The organism is Burkholderia diffusa, from assembly GCF_001718315.1.
GTDB lineage: Bacteria > Pseudomonadota > Gammaproteobacteria > Burkholderiales > Burkholderiaceae > Burkholderia > Burkholderia diffusa_B.
Map to the genome: position 1 here is coordinate 411,601 of NZ_CP013363.1, position 26,022 is coordinate 437,622.

General features: G+C 65.1%; 22 protein-coding genes and 1 tRNA gene. 9 read left to right on the forward strand and 14 right to left on the reverse strand.

Annotation, left to right across the window (positions count from 1 at the left end; genetic code table 11):
- Positions 1–19: 19 nt before the first annotated feature.
- Both WI26_RS17320 and WI26_RS33425 read right to left on the reverse strand, forming a co-directional pair.
- Positions 20–616: a TetR/AcrR family transcriptional regulator gene (locus WI26_RS17320; protein ID WP_059466650.1), complete on the reverse strand. Its 597-nt coding sequence runs from the start codon at positions 614–616 to the stop codon at positions 20–22.
- Positions 617–1,223: 607 nt separating this feature from the next.
- Complete coding sequence (locus WI26_RS33425) at positions 1,224–1,607, reverse strand: H-NS histone family protein (protein WP_081334293.1); 384 nt, start codon at positions 1,605–1,607, stop codon at positions 1,224–1,226.
- 93 nt (positions 1,608–1,700) lie between these two features.
- Here WI26_RS33425 and WI26_RS17325 point away from each other — a divergent pair, with 93 nt between their 5' ends.
- From WI26_RS17325 to WI26_RS17335, 3 genes are read left to right on the forward strand one after another with little or no spacing between them, the layout of a single operon-like run.
- Complete coding sequence (locus tag WI26_RS17325) at positions 1,701–3,386, forward strand: OmpA family protein (RefSeq protein ID WP_069226643.1); 1,686 nt, start codon at positions 1,701–1,703, stop codon at positions 3,384–3,386.
- A 42-nt stretch (positions 3,387–3,428) separates the two neighbouring features.
- The gene (locus WI26_RS17330) at positions 3,429–5,021 is read left to right on the forward strand and encodes a hypothetical protein (protein ID WP_069226644.1); all 1,593 of its coding nucleotides are present in this window, start codon (positions 3,429–3,431) and stop codon (positions 5,019–5,021) included.
- Positions 5,021–5,893, forward strand: a complete 873-nt coding sequence (locus tag WI26_RS17335) for a hypothetical protein (RefSeq protein WP_059511619.1) — start codon at positions 5,021–5,023, stop codon at positions 5,891–5,893. Before WI26_RS17330 ends, WI26_RS17335 begins: the two co-directional genes overlap by 1 nt.
- Positions 5,894–6,011: 118 nt before the next feature.
- Here WI26_RS17335 and WI26_RS17340 read toward each other — a convergent pair whose 3' ends face one another.
- Positions 6,012–6,245: a hypothetical protein gene (locus tag WI26_RS17340; RefSeq protein ID WP_011549124.1), complete on the reverse strand. Its 234-nt coding sequence runs from the start codon at positions 6,243–6,245 to the stop codon at positions 6,012–6,014.
- Between the two features lie 665 nt (positions 6,246–6,910).
- On the opposite strand from WI26_RS17340, the gene WI26_RS17345 reads away from it, so the two are divergent.
- Together WI26_RS17345 and WI26_RS17350 are read left to right on the forward strand one after the other, a co-directional pair.
- Complete coding sequence (locus tag WI26_RS17345; RefSeq protein ID WP_069226645.1) at positions 6,911–7,186, forward strand: DUF4148 domain-containing protein; 276 nt, start codon at positions 6,911–6,913, stop codon at positions 7,184–7,186.
- A 33-nt stretch (positions 7,187–7,219) separates the two neighbouring features.
- Entirely contained in the window at positions 7,220–7,717 is a 498-nt protein-coding gene (locus tag WI26_RS17350; protein WP_236849349.1) for a hypothetical protein, read from the forward strand.
- A gap of 10 nt (positions 7,718–7,727) precedes the next feature.
- Here WI26_RS17350 and WI26_RS17355 read toward each other — a convergent pair whose 3' ends face one another.
- Positions 7,728–8,453 carry a ZIP family metal transporter gene (locus tag WI26_RS17355; RefSeq protein WP_069226646.1) on the reverse strand — a complete coding sequence of 242 codons (726 nt, stop codon included), beginning with the start codon at positions 8,451–8,453 and terminating at the stop codon, positions 7,728–7,730.
- Positions 8,454–8,593: 140 nt separating this feature from the next.
- Positions 8,594–9,889, reverse strand: a complete 1,296-nt coding sequence (locus WI26_RS17360) for an O-acetylhomoserine aminocarboxypropyltransferase/cysteine synthase family protein (RefSeq protein ID WP_069226647.1) — start codon at positions 9,887–9,889, stop codon at positions 8,594–8,596.
- A 132-nt stretch (positions 9,890–10,021) separates the two neighbouring features.
- Between WI26_RS17360 and WI26_RS17365 the strand changes: the two genes are divergently transcribed.
- Positions 10,022–10,690: an O-methyltransferase gene (locus WI26_RS17365; protein WP_059511623.1), complete on the forward strand. Its 669-nt coding sequence runs from the start codon at positions 10,022–10,024 to the stop codon at positions 10,688–10,690.
- 140 nt (positions 10,691–10,830) lie between these two features.
- Here WI26_RS17365 and WI26_RS17370 read toward each other — a convergent pair whose 3' ends face one another.
- The 4 genes from WI26_RS17370 to WI26_RS32260 all read right to left on the reverse strand — a co-directional run bounded on the left by WI26_RS17370 (position 10,831) and on the right by WI26_RS32260 (position 14,460).
- Positions 10,831–11,646 carry a nucleotidyltransferase domain-containing protein gene (locus tag WI26_RS17370; RefSeq protein ID WP_069226648.1) on the reverse strand — a complete coding sequence of 272 codons (816 nt, stop codon included), beginning with the start codon at positions 11,644–11,646 and terminating at the stop codon, positions 10,831–10,833.
- A gap of 55 nt (positions 11,647–11,701) precedes the next feature.
- Positions 11,702–12,925, reverse strand: coding sequence for an RtcB family protein (locus tag WI26_RS17375; protein WP_069226649.1), 1,224 nt, complete (start codon positions 12,923–12,925; stop codon positions 11,702–11,704).
- Between the two features lie 64 nt (positions 12,926–12,989).
- Complete coding sequence (locus WI26_RS17380) at positions 12,990–14,129, reverse strand: slipin family protein (protein WP_059540042.1); 1,140 nt, start codon at positions 14,127–14,129, stop codon at positions 12,990–12,992.
- A gap of 258 nt (positions 14,130–14,387) precedes the next feature.
- Positions 14,388–14,460, reverse strand: a tRNA-Arg gene (locus WI26_RS32260).
- A 338-nt stretch (positions 14,461–14,798) separates the two neighbouring features.
- Between WI26_RS32260 and rtcR the strand changes: the two genes are divergently transcribed.
- Positions 14,799–16,415 (forward strand): RNA repair transcriptional activator RtcR, encoded by a 1,617-nt coding sequence (gene rtcR, locus WI26_RS17385; protein WP_060320170.1) that lies wholly within the window; start codon positions 14,799–14,801, stop codon positions 16,413–16,415.
- 77 nt (positions 16,416–16,492) lie between these two features.
- Here the strand turns inward: rtcR and WI26_RS17390 are convergent, their stop codons facing one another.
- Together WI26_RS17390 and WI26_RS17395 are read right to left on the reverse strand one after the other, a co-directional pair.
- Positions 16,493–17,119 (reverse strand): LysE family translocator, encoded by a 627-nt coding sequence (locus WI26_RS17390; RefSeq protein ID WP_059466640.1) that lies wholly within the window; start codon positions 17,117–17,119, stop codon positions 16,493–16,495.
- Positions 17,120–17,248: 129 nt separating this feature from the next.
- Positions 17,249–18,157: a LysR substrate-binding domain-containing protein gene (locus WI26_RS17395; protein WP_069226650.1), complete on the reverse strand. Its 909-nt coding sequence runs from the start codon at positions 18,155–18,157 to the stop codon at positions 17,249–17,251.
- Positions 18,158–18,265: 108 nt separating this feature from the next.
- Between WI26_RS17395 and WI26_RS17400 the strand changes: the two genes are divergently transcribed.
- Entirely contained in the window at positions 18,266–19,348 is a 1,083-nt protein-coding gene (locus WI26_RS17400) for a tartrate dehydrogenase (protein WP_069226651.1), read from the forward strand.
- 192 nt (positions 19,349–19,540) lie between these two features.
- A complete protein-coding gene (locus WI26_RS17405) occupies positions 19,541–20,851 on the forward strand; it encodes an MFS transporter (protein WP_069226652.1) in 1,311 nt (436 codons plus the stop codon).
- 371 nt (positions 20,852–21,222) lie between these two features.
- Here WI26_RS17405 and argG read toward each other — a convergent pair whose 3' ends face one another.
- The 3 genes from argG to WI26_RS17420 all read right to left on the reverse strand — a co-directional run bounded on the left by argG (position 21,223) and on the right by WI26_RS17420 (position 25,655).
- On the reverse strand, positions 21,223–22,560 hold the full coding sequence (gene argG / locus WI26_RS17410; protein ID WP_059503747.1) for an argininosuccinate synthase: 1,338 nt from the start codon (positions 22,558–22,560) through the stop codon (positions 21,223–21,225).
- 326 nt (positions 22,561–22,886) lie between these two features.
- Positions 22,887–23,957 (reverse strand): FUSC family protein, encoded by a 1,071-nt coding sequence (locus tag WI26_RS17415; RefSeq protein ID WP_069226653.1) that lies wholly within the window; start codon positions 23,955–23,957, stop codon positions 22,887–22,889.
- Between the two features lie 165 nt (positions 23,958–24,122).
- Positions 24,123–25,655 carry a sensor domain-containing diguanylate cyclase gene (locus WI26_RS17420; RefSeq protein ID WP_059466634.1) on the reverse strand — a complete coding sequence of 511 codons (1,533 nt, stop codon included), beginning with the start codon at positions 25,653–25,655 and terminating at the stop codon, positions 24,123–24,125.
- Positions 25,656–26,022 lie beyond the last annotated feature (367 nt).

Here is a 26,022-nt window from a genome sequence, read left to right on the forward strand (position 1 = left end):
CCAAAGTGGGTAAAAAAATTCAGTCGAGGAGGCGCATCGTGCGGTCGACCAGGGCGAGCATGTCGGGCTCCGGCACGCCGGTTTTCCCCAGCACGCGCATGCCCTCGACCTGGCAGACGAGCAAACGCGCCAGCACCTGTTCGTCTTGCTCGGCGATCTCGCCGCTCGCCTGGCCGCGGACGATCGCGCCTGCATAGAGCTGCTGCAGGCGCCGGAACATTCGTCCCGTGCGCTCCGCGACATCTGCGTCGCGTGCGGCCAGTTCGGTGGTCATCGCGATCGCCAGGCATCCCCGCCGGCCGGCCTCGCCGACGGACAGGCGCGCATAGCGCAGCAGCGAGTCGCGAATCGCATCCTTCACGGGGCCGGGTTGCGACAGGATGTCCGCGGTCTCCTTTAGCCCGTTGGCCATGTACAGGTCGAGCGCCGCCAGCAGCAACGCCTTCTTGTCGCCGAATGCCTTGTAGAGACTGCCGCGCGACAGGCCCGTGCCGGCCATCAGGTCGGGCAGGGACGCGCCTTCATATCCACGGTCCCAGAAAACGTCCATCGCGTCGCGCGCGGCATCGCCAAGTTCGAATTCGCGGGGGCGGCCCACGCCAGCCGGATTTGCCATCGATCAGTTTCGCAAACGATGCGGTGCTTGAAAGTAGAGGCGATTATATGGACTGATCGGTTCCGATGTCAATGCGCGTGTGTCGCCGGGCGCGGCGATGGCCGTCCTCGCGGACGGCCCGGATATCGTACGGTCAGACTTTCGTGTTCGGCGAGCACCTGCGCCGGGGCGAACTGTGTCGCTGCAGCCGGCCTACCGTGCCACTGAGTTAGCGATCCAGGCGGTTCATCCGAGCGCGCGACGCATACCACCTGGAGTGCGTCGCTTTGTCGATTACCTCACTGAAGCGTTGGGCGAGGAATCCCTCGGGATCGAGTGGCGAAGCTTTGAAAGAGCGGTGGATGGTCATGCGTCACCGGCGTGGCTGCGTGCTGCCAGGACGCCATCCATGTAGTTTCGTCTGCGATCGGCTGTTCAGGGGCGATTGGCGCTGGTCGCGCGTTGCAGGGCGGCGGCCGGCGCCGGCCGCGTTCGGCCAAAAAGCGACATTAGTTCGCGGCGTCGCCACGACATTCGAGAGTCAGCTCCACTCCGCAAGGGTGGTCATTTAAATCCCGAGGGTCTCCATCAAGTCATCGGCATTTTCGTCCATTGAGAAGCCTGAGTTTTACGTTTGCAATGTGACGGAACACTGATGGTGCGGGCACGATGATGCCGGACAACAGTTTCCTGCATCGGCGAACTCACAATCCCGACCATTTGACGCATTGCACGTCTCGGTGAGGCCCGCTTGAACCCCCGGACTGGGGCGCACGGTCCCATTCACTGTTTTCAGTGCGCGTCTATCGTCGATCAAACACTTCGTTCGATCCATTGCGCTGGCAATCCACGCTGGTGCACGACCGTGACCGGTCCAGGTCGCGCCAGCCTTTCGATCGCGGTATTTCGCCGAAACTGCAGCCTTGTCAATTGCCTTTATAGCCGGTCTGCGCCGCGCTTTTTTGTCGCCAAGTGCGCTAAAGACGCACGACTTTATGCCGTTAACCTCTATTCGTGTGCTGAGACCGGCAAATTAACTCCGGTCTAGCGCTTGCCGGTCGAATAGGTAGAGAGGCCTGGCTTTCGGATCTATATAAGGACTTGAATGACGATTCGCAGCCCCATCGTGCTGGGCGTGGCCCTATGTGTTTCGGGATGTGCCATTAACCCGCAAACTGGTCAACCGGAAGTTGTTGCTTCCGTTAAAAGCCAGTTCAACAGCATTTTCAATAACGAAGACCCGTGCTCAAACAATGGTCGCAATATTGGCATTGCCGTTGGTGCGGTGGCCGGCGGTGTAATCGGTTATCTGGCGCACGGCGCAAAAGGTGCTGCAGCTGGCGTCGTAATCGGGGCGGGCGGTGGCTTCCTGGTCGGCCACACGCTAGACGCTCGCCGGTGCGAACTGTACAGGATCGCGCAGGCGAATGGTTTGAAACTGGCATCGGCCCCAATCACTCAGGCGAAGCCAGGAGTTGCCAATTCTGCCGACAAACCAGTGACAATTGGCCTCGACGTCCAGCTCGAAAACAAATCCGACGAGTTCGTCGCGGGCACCGCGGAATTGACTCCGCATGCACGCAAATACCTGGCGCAAATCGCCACCCAGTACTCACCGAAAACGCTACTGGCAGCGCTGCCCTCGAACGCGACGCCCGAGCAGCGCGCGCAGGTAGGGTCACGCAGAGTGCTGATCGTCGGACACACCGACGAAAACGATACGTCGCTCGGCGCGGATCCTGCGACGCTTTCACAGCAACGAGCGAAAGCTGTCGCCAAGGTGTTTGCGGATCAGGGCGTGCCTGTCCAGAACATCTTCTACCAAGGCGCGGGCGACACGCTACCGATCGCCCCGAATACGACAGATCAGGGCCGCGAGGAAAACCAGCGCGTGCAGATTGTTGATGTTCCAACGGAAAAGGACCTGCAACAATTCCTGTCTGCCCGCACGGCTGACCCGGCAAACTATCGCTTCGCCAACGCAAACACGGTGTCCCCGCAAGGGACGTCTTCGGGCGAGCGCACTAACACGATCACTCCCACGTCCGCTACCCACGCGACAACGGGCCAAACAACCATCAAACGGCGATCGAAGCCGACGACCGTCGCGAAAGCAGGCAGCGCGAACAACATCAAGACGGAAGTTAGCGCAAGCCCAACGGTCGCATCCACTGCTGCGCCTGCTTCCGTAGCCCCGCCGCAGGCCACAGTAGCTGTTCGCGATGCAGGATCGGGTTTCGACTTCGGCGGCACGCCAACTGCAGGTAGGGGGATTCCGGTGCGCCTCGGTTCGGCTCCGGCAAAGTCGTCGTCGTTCAGTCTGATCGGCAATGCGAACGCCGACTCCCCCATGACTCTCAACTCGTGCCTGGGCGATCGTCCGCACGTTACATCAGCCGTGCGTAATCTCGCCACTGACCAGGTGCTGAACGTTCGCGATTACCTGCCGGGCTTTTACGGCGCGCCATGGACAGCTGGACTTGGCGGCAACTTGATTGCGCTGCTCGACGTACGCGTGCCTAGTGATGCAGGCAGCCCCGTACCCGAGCCAGAACTCAAAATCTATAAAGACTACAGCGGCAACGTAAGCCAGAAACCCTCGTACTCCGCCCGGGTTCCCGTCAACGTGTATCGCGGCAGTGACGCTACGCTCTATCGGGTTTTCGTAAGGGGACCGATGCAGTGCATGGATCTGGTTGTCCCGGTCAGCAAGCCTCGCGCGACGGGCAACGTCTACTATACGAACCGATCGGTGGACTACACCGCGTCGGGCAACTTCGCACTTCGTTAAAACCAGCTAACCACTAACAACCAATAACCCCGGGGCCCGAACGTGACAACCGATTTTCTCCAGGCTTTAGTCTCCTCGATCGTGTGGTCGCTGCCACTTCTGATTGCGGCTGTCGTGACACTCTTTTTCGTGTGGAAGCGCTATACCGACGACCTCTGGTGGGCTGATTTCTGGGTGTGCGTCCCGCTGGTTGGCAAAATGCGCCGCTGGAAACAGCAAACCCACGGCATTGAAAATATAGCGACGTGGAAGGACGCCGGCCTGCCGCCCGCAGAAGAATCGCTGTGCTCCACCTATATCGACAAGCTGCCGAAAGTGGATCAAAGGGTGTTCGAGCGCGCGAGCGAATATCTCAAGATTACTCACCAGAATGGACGCTCGCCGATGTCGGCGTTCATGTTTGTCGCACTGATCCTGTTGACGATCGCGGAAGCGGCCGGTACAGGAATGCTGATCGCGCCTTTCGTCGCCAGCGAAATCACCGGTAATCAGATGGTCTGGATTGGCTATGTGATTGCAACCGTGATGGCCGTCGGTCTGCTCGGATTGACTCATGCGGCAGGCTCCGCGGTGTACAAGCGCTCCGCTATCAAAAAGGCGCTCGGCTCCGTCAATGCGACGGTTGAAGGTTATACGGGTCACAAGATCAGCAGCGGCGACGACCAGCAGGTCGACAAGGATGCATCGCCCAAGGTGCGCTTCGGCAGCCGCGTGCTGGAAGGTGCGCACGATCGCGGCAGCCTCGTCGTGCCGATCGTTGCCATTACGTTGCTCGCCGTTCTTCTGATCGGCATCACGTGGATGCGGATCAAAGGTTTGCAGATCGAGATGACCAATCATGTCGCCGACCACGGTCAATTGGCAACAAGCGGGGGCAGCAATCCTTTCCCTGCCGTGCCGGGTCTCGATGCGTCGACACCGATGCCGACCGATGTGGCCGACTCGTCACGCGCTGCGCAGCAGACCGTCGACCACGAACTGAGCAGTGAGATGTTTAGCCAGGGCATCGCTGGCGCAATCGTCCTCGCAATCATCTATGTGATCACGCAGGCACTTGGATTTTTTCAGGCATTCGGCAGTTCGTTCATCGGTGACGGCAAGAACGCCTATCGGCAGACATTCGGCCATACCAGCTTTCAGAGCTACCAGGCGAAGCACATCAAGCCTGCCCTCGATCGAGGCAACATGCGGTTGACAGAACTTCGTTCGCACCTCGGTCGTGAAGTGCCGAAGTACCGCGAATACGTATCGAAAGTCAGTTGCAGCGACTACTACAGACGCAAGGTGGAAGAGGAAACGGCTCTCACACCAGCCGCTCGCCACACGCAACAAAGCGATGTCGTTCCTGTATCCCGTGCTGTTGGGCAATCCGCGCAACAGTCCGCGCCACAGGAATCCGTCAATGTCGTACAGGCGGCGGAAACACTCCCGCTCTTCAGCGACGTCGCACGAATCGCGGAACGTATTCTCGATGAGCCCGATCAGGAACGCCGCAAGGTGATTCTCGACATCGCCGCCGAGGATTCGGTCGAACGTCGCAGTTCGATCCTCTCCGCCGTTCAAGCCCTCAAGGCGCACCGCAAGGCTGCCGCCGAACAGGCGCGTCTCGAAGACGACATCCTCGGGGACATCTGATGCGCCGATCGATCCAGGTACTGCGCTCCTTCGCCTTCGGCGCCTGCCTCGCGTTGTCGGCTGCACTGCCCGCTCACGCGGGCCTGACGAACGACGTCCCCAGTTGCTATGCGGCCAACAAGATCGCTCCGCCGCAAGCCCCGTACGATCAGTTCATCTATGTGCTGATCGACCAGACTGTGTTGCTCGACGCCACGTTGCAGAAATCCGTGCTCGACAACGTTCAGTCAATGCTGAAGCCCGGTACGAAGTTCGTCATCGCTGAGTTTTCGGCCTTTTCGCAAGGGCACTATTTGAATGTGCTGCATACAGGCGTCATCGAGCGTCCGATTCCTCCCGCCGAGGAAAGTAATGTCGTGATGAGACGCCTGCGGGATTTCCACACCTGCATGCAGCAGCAACTGGTGTATGGCCAGCGACTCGCGGTAGCAACGACCGCACAGGTACTGAAGTCGGGGACATCGAACCTGGATCAGTCGGATATTCTGATGGCACTGAAGAGCGTGTCACCCGCCGTGGCCCAGGAAAAGGTCGCGCGCAAGCTGGTCTTCGTCGTCACGGACGGGCTGGAGAACTCAAGTGTGACCAGCTTCTATGCGCGTAATGCCGTGCGACACATCAATCCCGACGTCGAACTTAAGAAGGTGCAGGACAATAATCTCTTTGGTGATTTCGGCTCAACGCGAATCTATGTCCTCGGAGGCGGTGTCATGCCGCCGGCCGCCAGCGGATCGACGTCCGAGCGTAACGGCTATCGAGACCCGAAGACATTGCTGGACCTGAAGCGGTTCTGGAGCGGGTATTTTTCGCGCTCGAACGCGCGGCTCGTCGAGTTTGGCGAGCCTGCGCTGCTTGAGCCGCTGTCTTGGTAGCCACGTGGCAACGGTTCGATGGCATCACGGCCGGCGAGCGGTCGCTTGCCGGCCACAAACGGCCGTTCGACACAGCTTTTTAGATCGTCGACAATCGGTGCAGATAAGGGCGTAGGCTTTAGCGGTTACCGTCGATCAGATCGTTCAGCAGCGCATCGAACGCGGCCTGTGCGTCTTCAAGTTCCTGCAGGGCGGCATCAAAGGTTTGCAGCGCGAACGGCGAAGGCTCGCCGCTGCCTTGCGGCGGAAATTGCTTCTGCATCGAGGCGAACGTACTCTGCACGCGCAGCGTGGCGGCCACCATGCGCTCCATCGCCTGGGTTTCTTCGGCTCGGGCCTGTTCCGGATTCATTCCTCTCTCCTTGGATGGTTTTCTTGAAGACCAGATCGTACACGCGGTGTCCGTTCTTGCCGCCCTTTGCAGACCGGCTCCGTTGAAGGTTCCAACGGCACGCTGCGGGAGAAGCGATTTAATCGGGAATGATTGCGCAGTCGCGCCGAGGCCAAGATACTCATCGAGCGTGGCTACAAAATCCCGCCGCAGGTCACAACGATTGGCCGCTTTGGATAAATCTGAAGGGCCGTTCAGGGTCGGCAACCGACACACCAAACAATTCCGCAAAGAACAAAAAAAGCCCGGCACTCACAGTGTCCGGGCCCAACGCGTAATCGCGCTGTGCGACAGCGATACGCTTGCGTGGTTTGCAACGGGGGCATCCCCGTCACGCATTCGATGGTAGCGACACGCTTCATCGCAAGCCTGACCCGAAGATGAAATTTTCGTCATGCGCGCGCCCGAGCGTTGCCGCTGCCCCGATCGGAAGCGATGGCGCAGCCTGAGATTGACGATCCTTGCGCCGTCTGCGTACCGCCGTCGAGCGTCCATTGCTCTCCGTTGCCTGATGGTTGAAGAAGCGCGAGCGATGACGAAACCGTCATCCCGCGTTCACGATCGCGCACCACCGCCGGATCAATCTTTGAACACCCGTTACCCATTCCGGACAAGGAGCGAAGCTCATGCACATTGGACGCCCAGTGATTTCGATCGCCGTAGCCGCGCTGGCGATCGCCGCTTTCTCGCAGTCGGCCGCCGCGCAGTCCCGGACCCGACAGGAAGTGCGCCAGGAACTGCTGCGCGCCCGCCACGAAGGCGTGATCCCGAGTCCGAAGCACGACTACCCGCCGAATCCGGCCACCATTGCGCGCAATCAGCAAATCCATCGCTCGACGGTGCATCGCGGTGAATCGGCGCCGCTCGTCGATGCGCACGACAACGGCTTCGCGCTGCGTTGATATGTTTTCGGGGAGAAGCGAATGATGCGCAACATGATGAAAGCGATCGTACTGGCCGCATCCCTGACGGCGTCGACCGTGATGGCAGCCGGCTGGCCGGAGCGTGCGTTGTCGCATGCACCGGAGCACGAAGTTGGCCGGCGCGCGAGCGAAAGGATGCGCTGCGAGTTCTCGATCGTGCCGGCGGGCGAGTGGAGCGCGACGTTTGCGCGCGGGCAATGCGAAGTCGGCAACGGACTGCTGACGTTCCTGCCTGTCGATGCGGGTGGCGCGCCCGCGCCTCTCGCCGAGCAGCGGATCATGCTCCGGGAGGTCCGCACGGCGTCGCATCGATCACGCAAATTGAAGGAGCAACTGCAACTGACCACGCGCGACGAGGTGATTGCGCTGAACGTGCTGACCGACGACTGCCGCCGCAAGTCGCGCGAACATGCGATCGACCTGTGGACGGCTTTGCGCAACGAGGGCGTGACGCCCGTCAACGGCACACGCATCGTCGAGACGTATCCGACGGCCGCGACGACGTGGTGAAGCTCGCGCGTCAGCCAGCCTTCACCGAACCTTCGATCAGGAAGAACACGATGAAGCCGGTGAAGAATGCGGCGGTCGCAAATGGCGTCTCGGGCACTTCGTGCGCTTCGACGAGCAGTTCCTCGGTAACGAGGTAGAGCAGCGCGACCGTGCCGAGCCCGAGCAGCGCCGCGTAGAGGTTCGCGGGCAGTCCCGCGAACACCGCATTGCCGACGACGGCCGCGAGACTCAGCAGCGCGGCCAGCGCAACAGGCGCGACGATCGCGAGCAAGCGGCCGACGCCTGCCGAAGCCAGCGCCGCACTGACCGACAGCGCGAGGAACAGCACTTCGAGCGTCAGCGCGACGGTCAGGATGATGCCGCTTTCGTCGTTCGCCGAGAACGCGATGCCGAGCACGAGGCCGTCGACGACGAGATCGATCGCGGTGACGATGATCAGGCTGACCGGCAGTCGCGCATCCTCGAAGCGCGTTTCGACCGCGCCGGACAGCGCGCGGATCGCGAGCATCAGCGCCAGGCCGAGCACGAAGCCGACGACGACCGGAAACAGCGCGTGCGCACGATCCTGCGGCAGCAACTCGAGCGCCGCCGCCGCGAACACGATGCCGCCGGTGAAATGCTGGATGATGCTCGACGTTTTCGGGCCCGGTGCGCGCCATGCGGCGGCGAGGGCGCCGAAGCAGGCCGCCAGCAGCGGCGGTAACGTAAGCAGTGCGAGCTTTTCGGTCGGTGTCATGTGGCCTCGGCGGTGGAGCACGCCGCAGCGGGTGCCGCGGCGCGCGACGGTTTCGCGCCGGGCATCGCCCCGGCATCAACCGGGGATTGAACACCTTGAAGCCGCTCCAAGGTCAAGACGTTTGACGCGCCCGCGTCGGGTCACAGCTGCGCGAGCGCCTGATCGAGATCGGCGAGCAGGTCGTCGATGTGCTCGATGCCGATCGACAGCCGCACCGTTTCCTCCTTCACGCCGGCCTTCGCGAGTTCGGCCGGCGATAGTTGGCGGTGCGTCGTCGACGCCGGATGCGTCGCGAGCGATTTCGTGTCGCCGATGTTGACGAGCCGCGTGAACAGCTTCAATGCGTCCTGGAATTTTGCGCCGCCGTCGCGACCGCCCTTCACGCCGAACGTCAGGATGCCGGGCGCGCGGCCCGACAGGTAGCGCGCGACGAGCGGATGATCCGGGTGATCGGGCAGTCCCGCGTAGTTCACCCATTCGACGTGTTCATGGCGCGCGAGGTGCTGCGCGATCTTCAGCGCGTTGTCGCTGATGCGTTCGATACGCAACGCGAGCGTCTCGATGCCCTGCAGGATCTGGAACGCGTTGAACGGCGAGATCGCCGCGCCCATGTTGCGCAGCGGCACGACCCGCGCGCGGCCGATATAGGCGGCCGGTCCGAATGCTTCCGTGTAGACGACGCCGTGATAGCTGACGTCGGGCTCGTTGAGTCGCTTGAAGCGATCCGCGTGTCGCACCCACGGGAATTTGCCCGAATCGACGATCGCGCCGCCGAGGCTCGTGCCGTGGCCGCCGAGATACTTCGTCAGCGAGTGCACGACGATGTCCGCGCCGTGTTCGAACGGGCGCAGCAGATACGGCGACGGCACCGTGTTGTCGACGATCAGCGGGATCCCGTGGCGATGCGCGACTTCCGCGAGCGCGGCGATATCGGTTACGTCGCCGAGCGGATTGCCGACCGATTCCGCGAAGATCGCCTTCGTGCGCGCATCGATCAGCGGCTCGAACGACGCCGGGTCGCGCGGATCGGCGAAGCGCGTCGTGATGCCGTATTGCGGCAGCGTATGCGCGAACAGGTTGTAGGTGCCGCCATACAGCGAACTGGCGGACACGATGTTGTCGCCGGCTTCGGCGATCGTCTGGATCGCGTATGTGACGGCTGCCTGGCCCGACGCCAGCGCGAGCGCGCCGATGCCGCCCTCGAGCGCGGCGATGCGCTGCTCGAGCACGTCCGTCGTCGGGTTCATGATCCGCGTGTAGATGTTGCCCTGGACCTTCAGGTCGAACAGGTCCGCGCCGTGTTGCGTGTCGTCGAATGCGTACGCAACGGTCTGGTAGATCGGCACCGCGACCGCGCGCGTGGTCGGGTCGGGGCGATAGCCGCCGTGCACGGCGATGGTTTCGAGGCGCCAGTTCGAAGAGGCCTGATCGGTCATGGGTGCTCCGTCTGTTGTTGTCGTGGTCGAGCGATTATAGGAGCAGGTGCGCTGCTGCCTTTAGAACGAATGGTTGGTTGCTTATGGGGCCGTCGCGCATAGAATGCATTTTTCCGCAGACGAGAGGGCGCGATGGACCAGGATCAGTGGAACAGGGTGGATGCATATTTCTCCGCGACGCTCGTGCCGTCCGACGACGTGCTCGACGCCGCGCTTGCGGCGAGCGACGCGGCCGGGCTGCCCGCGATCAACGTCGCGCCGAACCAAGGCAAGCTGCTGCAGTTGCTCGCGACGATTCGCGGCGCGCGGCGCATCCTCGAAGTCGGCACGCTCGGCGGCTACAGCACGATCTGGCTCGCGCGCGCGTTGCCGCCGGGCGGCCGGCTCGTGACGCTCGAACTGAACCCCGATCATGCGAAGGTCGCGACGCAAAACATCGCGCGCGCCGGGTTCGCGGATGTCGTGTCGGTGGTGGTCGGCAGCGCGAAGGACAGCCTCGCGCGGCTCGTCGATGCGGGCGAGGCGCCGTTCGACTTCATCTTCATCGACGCGGACAAGGACAACAACGCCGCTTATCTGGACGCCGCGCTGAAGCTGTCGCGGCCGGGCACGGTGATCGTCGTCGACAACGTCGTACGGCGCGGGCGCGTGGCCGATCCGGACAACCACGAGCCGGACGTCGTCGGTGTGCGCGCCGGGTTCGCGCGAATCGTCGCCGAACCGAATCTCATGACGACCGCCGTGCAGACGGTCGGGCTGAAGGGCTGGGACGGGTTTTCGATCTCGATCGTCGGCGCGTGAAGCGACGGCGGTGCATCAGCGCGGCATCGAACGCCGACAACGAGACGCGTGTTGCCCTCGCGACGACTCGCGCGACGGTGGCCGCAAGCAGGGCGATACGGAAACGACGCGATGCCGGCGGGCATCGCGTCGTTCGTTCGTCAGCGGGCGTCGACCACATCGCGCAGGAATGCGTCGAGCATGGCAGCGTCACCCCAAGGCCGCTTGTAGTCGCGATCGTGTTCGGCATCCGCGAGCATCGTTTCGACGAGCGCGTGGATAGCGGGGCGGCGCGGGCCGGTCTCGCCTTCGTTCGCGCGCATCTTCAACGCGAGCAGTGCATCGAGTTCGTCGCGCACCGCCGGCTCGTGCACGGTGCCGTCGACGAGATCCGCGAATCGCATCGGCGGCATCCCGAGCCCCATGTCGATCCAGCGCACCGCGAGCAGCGGCCGCAGCACGTACAGGTACTTCTTGTAACGCACCGTGTCGCCTTGCAGGTAGCCGCGAAAGTTCTTCTTCGCCATCGCGAGGTAGTGATGCCGTCCGCGCATCGGTGAGAAGAACGCGTTGGCGAGCGCCCGCAGGCGCGGCGTCCAGCGCGCGTCCTCGCGATAGACGACGGGCGACGCGAGCCATTCGAGCAGCGTCGGATTCGACCGGTGCAGCAGTTGCAGCGCCTTGCGAAGTTCCCAGCCGCTGACGTCGAGTTCGTCGTCGAGCGGCCGCTCGATCACGTCGCGTTGCGGTTCGACGCGCAGGTACCAGTCGTGCCGGTGCACGTAGACGAAGCGCACGTCATAGTCGCTGTCCGGCGACGCGAAGCCCCAGCCGCGGCTGCCCGATTCGCATGCGAACAACACGCTCACGTCGTGGCGGCGTTCGACGTCCGCGAGTTCTGTCATCACGCGTGCCCGTACCGCCGGATCAACCGGATGCGCGCTGCGCACCGTCTTCAGTGTCGTTGCCGTTTTCATCGTTGTCCTTTCCTTTGATTGCGCGCGGCCGCCCGGCCTTCGGCCGCGCGACGCGCTATCCTTTCACGCACACCACCTGACGCAGGGTGTGCACCACTTCGACGAGGCTGCGCTGCGCCGCCATCACCGCATCGATGTCCTTGTAGGCCATCGGGATCTCGTCGACGACGCCCGCATCCTTCCGGCATTCGACACCGCGCGTCGCGCGCACCTGGTCGTCGACCGTGAAGCGGCGCTTCGCTTCGGTCCGGCTCATCGAGCGTCCGGCGCCGTGGCTGCACGAACAGAAGCTCTCGGGATTGCCGAGCCCGCGCACGATGAAGCTCTTCGCGCCCATCGAGCCCGGAATGATTCCTAGCTGTCCCTTCTGCGCGGACACGGCGCCCTTGCGGGTCACGAGAACGTCCTCGCCGAAGTGACGTTCGCGCTGCACGTAGTTGTGATGGCAGTTCACCGCGTGCTCGTCGACCATGAACGGTTTCGCGATCACGCCGCGTGCCGCGCCGATCACCGCATCCATCATCGCCTGCCGGTTGCGGCGCGCGTAGTCCTGCGCCCAGCCGACCGCTTCGACGTAGTCGTCGAAGTGCCGGCTGCCCTCGGTGAAGTACGCGAGGTTGCGGTCGGGCAGATTCGCGATGTGCTGCCGCATGTCGGCCTGCGCGAGCTCGATGAACAGGCTGCCGATCGCGTTGCCGACGCCACGCGAGCCGCTGTGCAGCATGAACCACACGCGACCTGCTTCGTCGATGCACACCTCGATGAAGTGGTTGCCCGTGCCGAGCGTGCCCAGATGCGCATAGTGGTTCGTCTTCTCCAGCTTCGGATACTTGTCGACGATCCGCTGAAAGCCCGGCAGCAGCGACTTCCACGATTCGGTCACGGCGGTCGGCGTGCGATCGCCCCATGCACCCGGATCGCGGCGCCCCGGCGCGCGGCCGTGCGGCACCGCGCGTTCGATCGCGCTGCGCAGCCCGCCGAGCGAATCGGGCAGGTCGGCTGCCGTGAGCGTCGTGCGCGCGGCCATCATCCCGCAGCCGATATCGACGCCGACCGCGGCCGGGATGATCGCGCCCTTCGTCGGAATCACGCTGCCGATCGTCGAGCCCTTGCCAAGGTGGACATCCGGCATCGCCGCGACGTGCCTGAAGATGAACGGCATCTGCGCGGTGTTGCGCAACTGCGCGCGCGCGTCGTCCTCGACCGCGACGCCTTGCGTCCACATCTTCACCGGCTTGCCGTTCGACAGTTCCATCACCTGGAATTCGTCGTTACTCATTTGCTTCACCCTTCATTCCTCTATTGGTGCGGCGCGGCACCCATGCGCCGCGCCGTTTCATCCATCACGCGCCCTTGATGCTGACGAGTCCGTTCAGCACCTGGTCGAGGCCGCCGAACACCGAGATGCGGTCGATCCGTTCCGCGACGCGCTCGAGCGTTTCCAGCTCCTTGAGCCGCAGCGCGGTCGGGTTCTCTTCCATCACCTTCGCGGTGTTCAGCAGCGAGCGCGTCGCCGCCGTTTCTTCGCGGCGGCGGATCACGTTCGCCTGCGCGGCCTTTTCGGCCTCGACCACCTGCGCGAGGATCGTCTTCATGTCGCCCGGCAGCACGATATCCTTCACGCCGACGCTGCGCACGTCCACGCCCGATTGCGCGAGCCGCGGGCGCACCTGGGCGATCACGACGTCGTCGATCGCCTGCTTGTCCTCCAGCAGCTCGTCGAGCGAGCGCGTGCCGACCGCCGCGCGCAGCGCGAACTGCAGCTCGCGATACAGGTGCTCGGCCGGCTTCTGCAACTCGCCGAACGCACGCAGCACGTCCGCATAGCACCACGTTGCCGACAGGTTCAGCCGCAGCGCTACCTTGTCGCGCGTCAGGATTTCCTGGCCGGCGACTTCGAGCGCCTGGAGGCGCAGGTCCACGAGCTCGACCGCGATGTCGCGGTTGAAGCGCCAGAACGCTGCGACACCCGCATCCAGCAGCCGCTCGATCTTGCCGTCGATCTTCAGCATACCGACGTGATATGCCGGCACCTGCGCGAGCAGCACGCCCGTCAGGCCCGCCACGCCGCGCGCACGCAGCGCGGGTTGTGCGATGCGCTTCGCGAGCGCGGCCGGCAGCATGCTGACCTGCGCGAGGTCGACGCGCTCCAGCCGATGCGCGATCAGGCCGCGCCAGTACAGCCGGCGCGTGCCGGGCGACAGGATCTCGACGAGCACGTCGTCTTCGTAACGCAGGCCCGCTTCGTCGTCGGCCAGATCCATCGCGACGAAGTGTTGCGCGAGCACGTCCGGTGCATCGTGACGCAGGTAGTCGGCCAGTGCCGCGTCGGCGAGCGGCGCGTCGAGACGCGCGGTCTGCACCGACAGACGCTTGAACGGATCGAAGGCCTTGAACACTCCCGGTTCCAGCACCTTCACGAAATCGCCCTCATTCATCAGCAGCGCGCGTTCGTTCTTTTTCACCACATGACGCTTCCACATATTCTTGTCCTTTTCTTCAATGACCGCCGGGCGACACGCGTCGCACGGATCGGGGCGCGACGCGATCGGGCGGGCGGCGCGCGGGCCCGGCGCGGCTGCGCGCGGCGACGCATCCAGCATCGCGTCGTCGAGCGCATTCGCGCGGGCCGTCCGGCCGCCCGGCCGATCGCGCGGAACCGCAACCGGTCCGACGCGCGGCGGGCCTGTCGGCCCGCACCGGCGGGTACTGCTTCTATCGACAGACCGTCCTTGCGGACGGCGTTCGGACGGGATTCGAACCCGCCACACACCGGCTCGCGCCGGCTGCTCCACCTGAATGAGCTTCCGAACAGTGGGCGCTCCGGGATTCGAACCCGGACAAGGCTGCCTCGCGCGCCCCTTTGCCTTCGTCTGTCCATGGCGGCATGCGCTGCCGCGACGAACGAGGTTCGGCGGCGGCGCACCAGCAGGGCTTTGTGAACCCTGGCTCGCGGGCCAGCGGGACATCCGGCGTCTTCCATTTAGCGAAGAGCGTGCCAGCGGGCGGAGCCCGCTACGGGGAAAGCGAACAAGTCCTTGAAAAGAAAGGACAATTCATGCTCTTCAACGATCGGTCGCGGGAAGGCCGCCGCATCGCATCGTCGTCGAATTCCGATACAATCGGATCGCTTCTTATCCCATGAGATAAACATGCGCAAGACCGTCGCCATCGGCTTTCTCGGCACCGTGCTCGACCAGGGCGGCCGTGCGCCGCGCCGTTACCGCAAGTGGCGGCCGACGGTGTCGCTCTGCATGCAGCCGGACTTCGCGATCGACCGGCTCGAGCTGCTGCATCCGCCTGGCTACGCGCGTCTCGCCAATCAGGTGCGCGACGATCTCGCGAACCTGTCGCCGCATACCGAGGTGCGGCTTACGCCGGTCACGATCCACGATCCGTGGGATTTCGAGGAGGTCTACGCGACGCTGCACGACTTTGCGCGCGCGTATCCGTTTGACCTCGACCACGAGGACTACCTGATCCACATCACGACCGGCACGCACGTCGCGCAGATCTGCTGGTTCCTGCTCGCGGAAGCGCGCTACCTGCCCGCGCGCCTCGTGCAGACGGGGCCGCCGAAGCAGACCGACGAAGGACCGAGCGGGCCGGGCACCGTGTCGGTGATCGATCTCGACCTGTCGCGCTACAACCGCATCGCGCAGCGGTTCACGCGCGAGCGCGACGAAACCGTGTCGTTCCTGAAGGCCGGCATCGCGACGCGCAACGCCCGCTTCAACGCGCTGATCGAGCAACTGGAGCGTGTGGCCGTGCGCTCGCGCGCACCGATGCTGCTCGTCGGTCCGACAGGCGCCGGCAAGTCGTTTCTCGCGAAACGCGTGTACGAACTGAAGCGCGGCCGCCATCGGCTCGCGGGGCCGTTCATCGAGATCAACTGCGCGACGCTGCGCGGCGACGCGGCGATGTCGACGCTGTTCGGCCACGTGAAGGGTGCGTTCACCGGCGCGCAGTCCGCGCGTGCGGGCTTGCTGCGCGCGGCGGACGGCGGCCTGCTGTTTCTCGACGAGATCGGCGAACTCGGGCTCGACGAGCAGGCGATGCTGCTGAAGGCGATCGAGGAGAAGCGCTTCCTGCCGGTCGGCGCGGACGTCGAGGTGGCCAGCGATTTCGAGCTGATTGCCGGCACGCACCGCGATTTGCGGCAGATGGTGGCCGCCGGCACATTTCGCGAGGATCTGTATGCGCGAATCAACCTGTGGACGTACGACTTGCCGGGGTTGGCGGATCGGCGCGAGGACATCGAGCCGAACCTCGAATTCGAGCTCGATCGCTTCGGCCGCGAGCAGGGCGAGCAGGTGCGGTTCAACGTGGAAGCGAAGCGGCGCTATCTCGCGTTCGCGGCATCGCCGCGCGCGGCATGGGCCGGCAACTTCCGCGAGTTGTCCGCATCGGTCACGCGGATGGCGACGCTGGCCGATGCGGGGCGGATTACCGAGGCGATTGCCGAACAGGAGGTCGAGCGGCTGACGCGCACGTGGTCGTCGCCCCACGATGCGTGCGCATCCGAAGGGTGCGTCGACGCGGTATTCGGCACGCGTGCGGCGGAACTCGACCTGTTCGACCGCGCGCAGCTCGAACGCGTGCTCGACGTGTGCCGTGCATCGGCGAGTTTGTCGGACGCCGGCCGCACGTTGTTCGCGGTGTCGCGGCAGAACAAGAAGCAGCCGAACGACGCGGACCGGCTGCGCAAGTATCTCGCGCGGTTCGGGCTCGATTGGGACGGCGTGCGGGACGCGCTGGGCGCGAGGTAGTCAGGCGGGCGCGGCAGGTCGGGTATGGAGGATTGCGCCGGCGGTTGCCGCGCCGGGCGTCATGCGAAACGCGCGCGTCAGCGTTGCTGGACCGCGACGCGCAGCCCGAGCGCGATGAAGATCGAGCCGATGATTTTCCCCTGCCAGCGCGTGAGCCATGCGAGCCGCTTCACGAGGCGGCCGAGCGGGCGGATCGAGCACGCGATCAGCGTCGTGTAGAGCGAGCTGAGCACGACGAAGATCAGCCCGAGCACCGCGAACTGCACGAACGTCGAGCCGCGTTCCGGATGCACGAACTGCGGCATGAACGCGAGGAAGAACAGCGCGGTCTTCGGGTTCAGCACTTCGGCGGGAATTGCCTGCAGGTACGCCTTCAGCGGCGTGACGGGCGACACCTGCGGCAGCGACGGATCGGACGGCCTGTCGAGCAGCGCGCGCACGCCGAGGTAGATCAGATACGCGGCGCCAACCAGCTTCACGACGTTGAACGCGAGCGCCGACGTCATCAGCAGCGCCGACAGCCCGACCGCCGCGAACAGCGTATGCACGAAGTCGCCGCTCGCGACGCCGAGCCCGGTCAGGATGCCGGTCCTGCGACCGCCCTGTACGGTGCGGCTCAGCACGAGCAGCACGGCGGGGCCGGGAATCAGGAACAGACCCAGTACGACGGCGGTGAAGGTGGTTAGCGTGGTCAGATCGAACATGGCGGCTCCGGCAAGGTTGGCGCAGCGGCGGGGGATGATGCGGCGGCGCGGATATCCCGATCATGCAATGGTTCGATTCGCCAGAATATCAGCGTTTCGGGCGCCGATGTCTGCTCCGTCCGCGTGCCGTCACCCGCCCAGTTCTCCCGCCAGAAAATCCACGAACGCCCGTATCCGCGCGGACATCTGGTGCCGCTGCGCATATACCGCGTAAATGTCGGCGCTCGGCGTCTCGTGGTCCGGCAGCACGACGACGAGGCGCCCGTCCGCCAGATAGTCGCGGATATCCCATTCGGCGCGCATCAGGATCCCGTGCCCGTCGAGCGCCCATTTCACCGCGATCTCGCCGTCGTTCGTCGTCAGGTTGCCGTTGATCCGCACGGCTTCCGTGTTGCGCGCCGCGCCGCGCCCGCTCGTCAGCCGCCAGATTCCATAGCCTTCGTCGCCCTGCCGGATGCCGATGCAGTTGTGCCGCGTCAGCTCGTGCGGCGTGCCGGGCGTCCCGTGTCGCGCGAGATATGCGGGCGCCGCGCACAGCAGCCGCCGGTTCGGCGCGAGCCGTCGCGCGACGACACGCGCATCGGGCGGCTCGCCGAAGCGGATGCACACGTCGAACGCGTCGTCGGTGAGCGGCGGCGGCATCACCGACAACTGCAGTTGGACCGACACCTCCGGATAGCGCGTGACGAATCGCGAGATCGCCGGGCCGACGTGGCTGCGCCCGAAGCCGAGCGTCGCGTTCACGCGCAGGAGTCCCTTCGGCCGCTGCTTCGCGCTGCCGAGCAGTTCGCCGAGCTCATCCATCTGATCGAGGATCCGGCGCGCGTAGTCGAGATACACGTCGCCTTCGGGCGTCAGCATCATGCGCCGCGTCGTGCGGTTGACGAGCGTCACTCCCGCGCGCCGCTCCATCTGCGTGAGCCGCTTGCTGACGGCCGCCGCCGTCAGTCCGAGTTCGCGCGCCGCCGCGCTCAGGCTGCCCGATGCGGCCAGTGTCGAGAAGAAGCCGAGATCGGACGGCTGGACGGTATCCGTCATGGCGGGATTCGTGAATTGAAGTTAAAGATGCTTTGAGTATAGCCCCGGTTACTGCACTTCCAGTTGGATAAAGTGCGTTCACGCTCACGATCAATCAAGGATGTCAGCATGAAGACCTACCGTATTGCGACCATTCCCGGCGACGGCATCGGCAAGGAAGTGGTGCCGGCCGGCAAGCAGGTGCTGGAAGCGCTCGCTCGCGGCAGCGACCGCTTTGCGTTCGAGTTCGAGGATTTCGACTGGGGCGCCGATTACTACCGCCGGCACGGTGCGATGATGCCGGCCGACGGCCTCGACGCGCTGCGCGGCAAGGACGCGATCCTGTTCGGCTCGGCCGGCGATCCGGACGTGCCCGATCACGTGACGCTGTGGGGCCTGCGCCTGAAGATCTGCCAGGGCTTCGACCAGTACGCGAACGTGCGCCCGACGCGCATCCTGCCCGGCATCGACGCGCCGCTCAAGCGCTGCGGGCCGGACGACCTGAACTGGGTGATCGTGCGGGAGAACTCGGAGGGCGAATACGCAGGCGTTGGCGGCCGCGTGCACCAGGGGCATCCGATCGAGGCGGCGACCGACGTGTCGATCCTCACGCGTGCCGGCGTCGAACGCATCATGCGCTTCGCGTTCCGGCTCGCGCAGTCGCGTCCGCGCAAGCTGCTGACCGTCGTCACCAAGAGCAACGCGCAGCGTCACGCGATGGTGATGTGGGACGAGATCGCGAAGCAGGTCGCGCAGGAATTCCCCGACGTCACGTGGGACAAGGAACTCGTCGATGCCGCGACCGCGCGCATGGTGAACCGCCCGGCGTCGCTCGACACGATCGTCGCGACCAACCTGCACGCGGACATCCTCAGCGATCTCGCCGCCGCGCTGGCCGGCAGCCTCGGCATCGCGCCGACCGGCAACATCGATCCCGAACGCCGCTATCCGTCGATGTTCGAGCCGATTCACGGTTCCGCCTTCGACATCATGGGCAAGGGCCTCGCGAATCCGGTCGGCACGTTCTGGTCGGTCGTGATGCTGCTCGAGCATCTCGGCGAGACGGAAGCGGCCGTATGTGTGATGCAGGCGATCGAGGCCGTCACGGCCGATCCGTCGCTGCATACGCGCGATCTCGGCGGCAGTGCGACGACCGCGCAGGTGACGGCCGCCGTCTGCGAGCGTGTCGCGCGCGCGGCGGTCGCGATCTGACGGCAGCACGAACGGCGACGGCCGCGCGTGTGCGCAGCCGGCCGCGTTCCGTTCGTGGCTGCGCGGATTTTCTTGCCCGCGACGCGCGCATTCGACGCGAGCCGGGCGCCGGCGCACACGCTTCGCCGTGACGCCGGCCGGCACCCACCGGGCTTCGCGGAGAGCGCGGCCCGACCTCCAAGGAGGAGACACATGCAAGCGGATCTGGAAACCCGCGTCGCGCGGAAACTGATGTGGCGCATCATTCCGTTCGTGATGCTGCTTTACTTCGTCAGCTTTCTCGATCGCGTGAACGTCGGCTTCGCGGCGATGACAATGAACAAGGCGATCGGCCTGTCGCCGACCGCGTTCGGGCTCGGCGGCGGGCTGTTCTTCATCGGCTACTTTTTGTTCGAAGTGCCGAGCAACCTGATTCTCCATCGTGTCGGCGCCCGCATCTGGATCGCGCGCGTGATGATCACGTGGGGCATCGTGTCGGCGGCGTCCGCGTTCGCGGCCGGGCCGACGAGCTTCTACGTGCTGCGCTTCCTGCTCGGCATGGCGGAAGCCGGTTTCTTTCCCGGCATCATCCTGTACCTGAGCCTGTGGTTTCCCGCGAAGCAGCGCGCGGTGGCCGCCGCGTGGTTCATGGCGGCCGCGCCGATCTCGACCGCGATCGGCTCGCCGCTGTCGGGCGCGATCATGCAGATGCCGCCGATGTTGGGCCTCGCCGACTGGCAGATGCTCTACATCATCGAGGCGCTGCCCGCGGTCGCGCTCGGTTTCGTCGTGCTGAAGTGCCTGACCGATGCGCCATCGAAGGCCGCGTGGCTGCAGCCGGACGAACGCGACTGGCTGATCGCGAAGCTGAAGTCCGAGGCCGATGCGCGGCACACGCATGCCGGACATACGGCCGGCGCGTGGCAGGCGCTGCGCGACGCGCGCGTGCTGGCGCTCGCGCTGATTTACTTCGGCACGTCGGCGGGGCTCTATACGCTCGGCCTGTGGGCGCCGCTGATGGTCAGGCAGTTCGGCTTCACCGCGTTGCAGACGGGCCTGCTGACCGGCATTCCGAGCATCGCCGCGGTCGTCGCGATGATCGGATGGGCACGGCATTCGGATCGCACCGGCGAGCGCCCCTGGCACGTCGTGATCCCGTGCGTGCTGGCCTGCATCGGCTTCGTGTTCGCGGGGCAGGCGAGCACCGCGCTCCTGACCGTGCTCGCGCTGGTCGTCGTCAACATCGGGATCAGCGCCGCGAAGGCGCCGCTATGGGCGATGCCGAGCGCGTTCCTGTCAGGCGCCGGCGCGGCCGCCGGGATCGCGATGATCAATTCGATCGGCAACCTCGGCGGGTTCGTCGGGCCGTTCGCGATCGGCTGGCTCAAGCACGTGACGGGCGGGTATGCGGCCGGACTGTACGTGGTTGCGGGCACGCTCGCGGTATCGGCGGTCGTCACGCTGCTGCTGAGCCGCAAGGGTGCGCGCGAGCAGGTCGTGCCGGGAGTGCGGCAGCATCATTGACGGCGGCGCATGCCGGACGCGGCGATCGAAGGTTCGGCTATGCGCCCGATGCGCGGACGTTTTGCACGATCTCCCGCACACATGCATCGGCCGTCGCCTTCGACGTATCGATCATGATCGGGCCGTTCAGGTGAATGACGGTGAGGGAGGTCCCGCGCCGGGCCGAAAATCGGACGGCTCGGAGCTTGCCATGAATGCAGCAGCGTTGCAGCGCCGTTCGCGGGCGATGCGGGCGTGATGCGATAGCAGGGGAAACGCAGGAAGGGTAGAGGCGGAAGGGGAACGGCAGGCCGCGCGTGCGGCGACGCATACGTGGCCTGCCCGGCCGAGACGCGTATCGGCTACGCGTCCGGCGTGTCGAACGACGACGCTTACTGCTCGCCGTCGCCCTTGATCTGCGGCAGCGCCGACGATTCACCCGGCGTCAGCAGGCCGACTTGCGTGTAGACGCGCAGCTTGTCGCGCGTATCGGTGATGTCGAGGTTGCGCATCGTCAGCTGGCCGATCCGGTCGCGCGGTGAGAATGTCGACGCCACCTTCTCCATCGACAGACGTTCCGGCTGGTACGTGAGGTTCGGCGACTTCGTGCTCAGGATCGAGTAGTCGTTGCCGCGGCGCAGTTCGATCTTCACTTCGCCGGTGATCGCGCGCGCGACCCAGCGCTGTGCCGTTTCGCGCAGCATGATCGCCTGCGGGTCGAACCAGCGGCCCTGGTACAGCAGGCGGCCGAGACGGCGGCCGTTCTCGCGGTACTGCTCGATCGTGTCTTCGTTGTGGATGCCGGTGACGAGGCGCTCGTACGCGATGTACAGCAGCGCGAGGCCCGGGGCTTCATAGATGCCGCGGCTCTTCGCCTCGATGATGCGGTTCTCGATCTGGTCGCTCATGCCGAGGCCGTGGCGGCCGCCGATGCGGTTCGCCTCGAGCAGCAGCTCGACCTGGTCCTTGAACTCGACGCCGTTCAGCGCGACCGGCTGGCCTGCTTCGAAGCGCACCGTCACTTCCTCGGCGGCGATTTTCACGTCGTCACGCCAGAACGCGACGCCCATGATCGGGTTCACGATCTTGATGCCGCTTTCGAGGCTTTCCAGATCCTTCGCCTCGTGCGTCGCGCCGAGCAGGTTCGAGTCGGTCGAATACGCCTTCTCGGCCGACATCTTGTATGCGAAGCCGGCCTGGTTCATGAATTCGGACATTTCGGCGCGGCCGCCGAGTTCGTCGATGAACGTCTGGTCGAGCCACGGCTTGTAGATCTTCAGGTCCGGGTTCACGAGCAGGCCGTAGCGGTAGAAGCGCTCGATGTCGTTGCCCTTGTACGTGCTGCCGTCACCCCAGATGTTGACGCCGTCTTCCTTCATCGCGGCGACGAGCATCGTGCCCGTCACGGCGCGGCCGATCGGCGTCGTGTTGAAGTACGTGACGCCGGCCGTCGTGATGTGGAACGCGCCGCTTTGCAGCGCCGCGATGCCTTCGGCGACGAGCTGCGCGCGGCAGTCGATCAGGCGGGCGCCGGCTGCGCCGTATTCGATCGCGCGTTTCGGGATCGCGTCGTAATCGTCTTCGTCGGGCTGGCCGAGGTTCGCCGTATATGCGTACGGGACGGCGCCCTTCAGTTTCATCCAGTGCAGCGCGGCGCTGGTGTCCAGGCCGCCAGAGAAGGCGATACCGACCTTCTGGCCGGTCGGGAGGCTTTCGAGAATCGTGCTCATAGGAATTACCGTGGATTGAAGCCGGTGGGATCGTATTTCGCGGAATATGCGAGTATCGGCTGTCCGGGAAGTTGGGGCAAGACCTGATTTTCGCGCCAATACGTCGTCGGGCTTGTCGCGGCGGGCCTGACGGGCGATCAACCGGCCGGAGAATCCGCCGGGAACCGATCCGGGCGACCGTTGAAACCGGCGGGATCGCGCCACCGCGCGGGGCCGGTTTCGGGGGCCGGAGCGGCCGACACGCACGGCCGCTGGCGCCGGCATCCGGTTCGCCTTATTGAAGGGAATTTGAAAGGCGTCCGCCGTCCGCCGGAATCCGCCGCTCTTCAGATATTCCACGCCTGCGCGGTATCGAGCAGTTTCTCGCGCAACTGATCCACTTCGCCGGCCAGCTTGGCCGTGATCGATACATAGCCCGACAGCTGCGGCGGCGGCGCGCCGTGCGGCGGCTCGGCCGGCCGGCGGCGGGCCGCGAGCCGGCTCGGCGTGCCGAACTTGAGCGCGCGGCTCGCGCCGACGAGCGTGTCGCGGATGCGCCGGTTCACGGCCTTCATTTCGTTGCGCATGTATTCGCGGGCAGCCACGTCGTCGCGGGCCGGCACCGTGCTCGACAGAATCTCCAGATAGCCGATGCACAGGCGCAGGCCGCGCTGGATCGCCTCGAGCTGCGCGACCGGAATCTCGCATTCCTTCGACACCGAAGGCATCAGCGAACGCAACTGCACCAGCAGTGCGCTCAGCGCGGCCATTTCCTTCAGGTGTGCGTCGTCGCTCACGTGGCGGTCGCCCGCAAGGCGCGCATGCACGGCCGCGCACGCACGCAGCGCGTCGGCGAGCTTGTAGCGCCACGAGTAAGTCGCGTAGAGCGGCAGCGCGAACGAGAAAGCCAGCGCGATCGCGATGCCGGTCAGCACGTTCACCGCGCGCCACAGGCCGTCGACGATCTCGTTGTCGCCGTGTCCGGCGACGATCACCATCGTGATCGCCGACAGCAGCGCGATGTAGCCGGCCTTGCCGATCGCGTGATACGCGCAGAACCCGCACGCGATCGCCATCAGCAGGTAGATCGCGAGCGGCGCGTGCAGGACGGAGTAGAGCAGGATCAGCCCGAGCCCCGCGAGCGCGCCGATCGACGTGCCGAGCGCGCGTTCGGCCGCCTTCTTGCGGATATTGCCGTGGTGCTGCAGCCCACCGACGACGATCAGCACGGTGATCGTCGACCATTCGCCGTGCGGCACGCGCAGCCCGGTGGACAAGGCGATCGACACGAGGATCGCGAGCGCGACGCGTGCCGCATGGATCAGCTTCGCGTGCCGGTAGCGGCGGTAAGGGTCCAGCAGGGGACGGAGCGCATGGCGCAGGAGCGGCGGCAATCGGGCAGGAAGCTGGGCGGTCATGACGGAGCGGGGATGGCCGGGGAGGCCGGCGGGGTGGCCGGAATACGCGCGTGCGGCCCGCGCGGGTCGGCGCCGCGCCGCGCGCGCGGCTGACGTAACGCTAGCCGAACACGCGCGGGCTGTCCACGGCGGCGCGGCGCGGATGCCGCCGCGCCGGCCGTCGTGTCACGCGTCGGCCGTGTTTGCCTCGGCGTTCGACACGCGATTGCGTCCGCCGGACTTCGCACGGTACAGCGCTTCGTCGGCCTGCCGCAGCAGCGTCGCTGCGTTGACGCGCCCGCCGGCCGTGGTCGCGGCGCCGATGCTCGCCGTCACGTGCCCGTACGGGCTGCGCGCGTGTGCGATGTCGAGCCCGGCGATTGCATGGCGGATCGCTTCGGCGACGGTCGCCGCACCCCGCGCATCGGTGTCGGGCAGCGTGACGACGAATTCCTCGCCGCCGTAGCGCGCGACGTGGTCGCTGTCGCGGCGCAGGCAGCCCGACGCGGATTGCGCGACGCGGCGCAGCACGTCGTCGCCGGCGAGGTGGCCGTAATAGTCGTTGAACGCCTTGAAATGGTCGACGTCGACGAACAGCACCGACAGCGGGCGGCCGCTGCGCGACGCGCGCTGCGCTTCCTTCGCGAGCACCGTGTCGAACGTGCCGCGGTTGTCGAGCCCCGTCAGTGAATCGGTGTACGCGAGCCGGTACAGCTTCGACTCGGCGATCTGCCGGCGCTTGAGTTCGCGCGACAGCGCGAGCGAGCCCCAGCCGATGAACGCCGTAAACAGGCACATCAGCACGGCGGCCCAGATCGTGCGATGGCGCCACGATGCATAGACGTCGATTTCCGCGGGCGCAACGTCGACGACGAGCGGCAGATTCGCGAGATGCTTGTAAACATAGATGCGCCGCACGCTGTCGATCGCGCCGATGCCCGTCAGCGCGCCTTCGCTGCGGCGCTGCGCCTCGATGAAGAGCGGTGCGTCGTGAAGATCGAGGCCGACCACGCGCGCATCGTACGGCAGGCGCGACACGAGCGTGCCGTTGTCCTCGACGATTGCCGCGCTGCCGTGCTTGCCGACCGCGAGACCGTCGAGCAGCGCGCGGAAGTAGTCGATGCTGAGCGTGCCGACGACGATCCCGCCGAAGCGGCCGTCGGCCAGCGTGATCCGGCGGCTGAGCGCGATCGTCAACGCGCCGCCGCGCAACTGCGACGCATAGGGTCGGCTAATGTAAAGACCTTGCGCGAGCCGGTCGCGATGCACGGCGAAATAGTCGCGGTCGGCGAAATTGCCTTGTCGCGGCGGCGATTCGGCCGAATCGATCACGATATTGCCATGCGCATCCATCACGAAAATGGCGCCGAGATACGCACCGGTCGCCGCGCGATCGAACAGCAGCCGGTGGCGCTGACGCGGCGGCAATGTCATCAACTCCGGATCAGCGAGACCGTCGACGACGTTTTGAAGCGACAGATCGTACAGTTCGATATTGCGAGAAATATCGCGCTCGATCAGCAGCATCAGGTTGCGCGAATTTTCGACCGCGTGGTCATACGCGTCGTGGCGTGCCTCGATTAACAGCGATGTCGAGAGCCCCCAGCTGAACAGCAACAGCACGACGCCCGCTACGAGCACGCCGCGGGGCGACAGAATGCGTGCCACGGCCGACGCGGTATGACTGCGCAGCGTAGCGAGCGGCGTGTGTGGCTTCATTCTCGGGGACGGGCGGCGGATATTTGCGTCGCAGACGATTCCGCGCACTGATTAATTCGCATTATTCGGCATTATCTCGCGAATTCCCGGATTTCGCCGGGCGATGCAAAAGATGCATGCGCCGATCGCGATTCGGAACGATTACGTACCGTTACCGTGAGCCAGGTATCGAATTTGATTTAAATCAATTACGGCGGCCGGTATTTTGTCTGATTATTGGCGTCAGATGTCGATCGATTTGTCGTTTTAATACAGGATCGAATCATTGCGCCCGCGCGATTACTCGCTACGCGGTTCGGGCCGCGCATGACCGCATGAATGGCATGACCTGTGCCGCGCAACCCGCGGCCGTGCCGCCGTCTCGTCG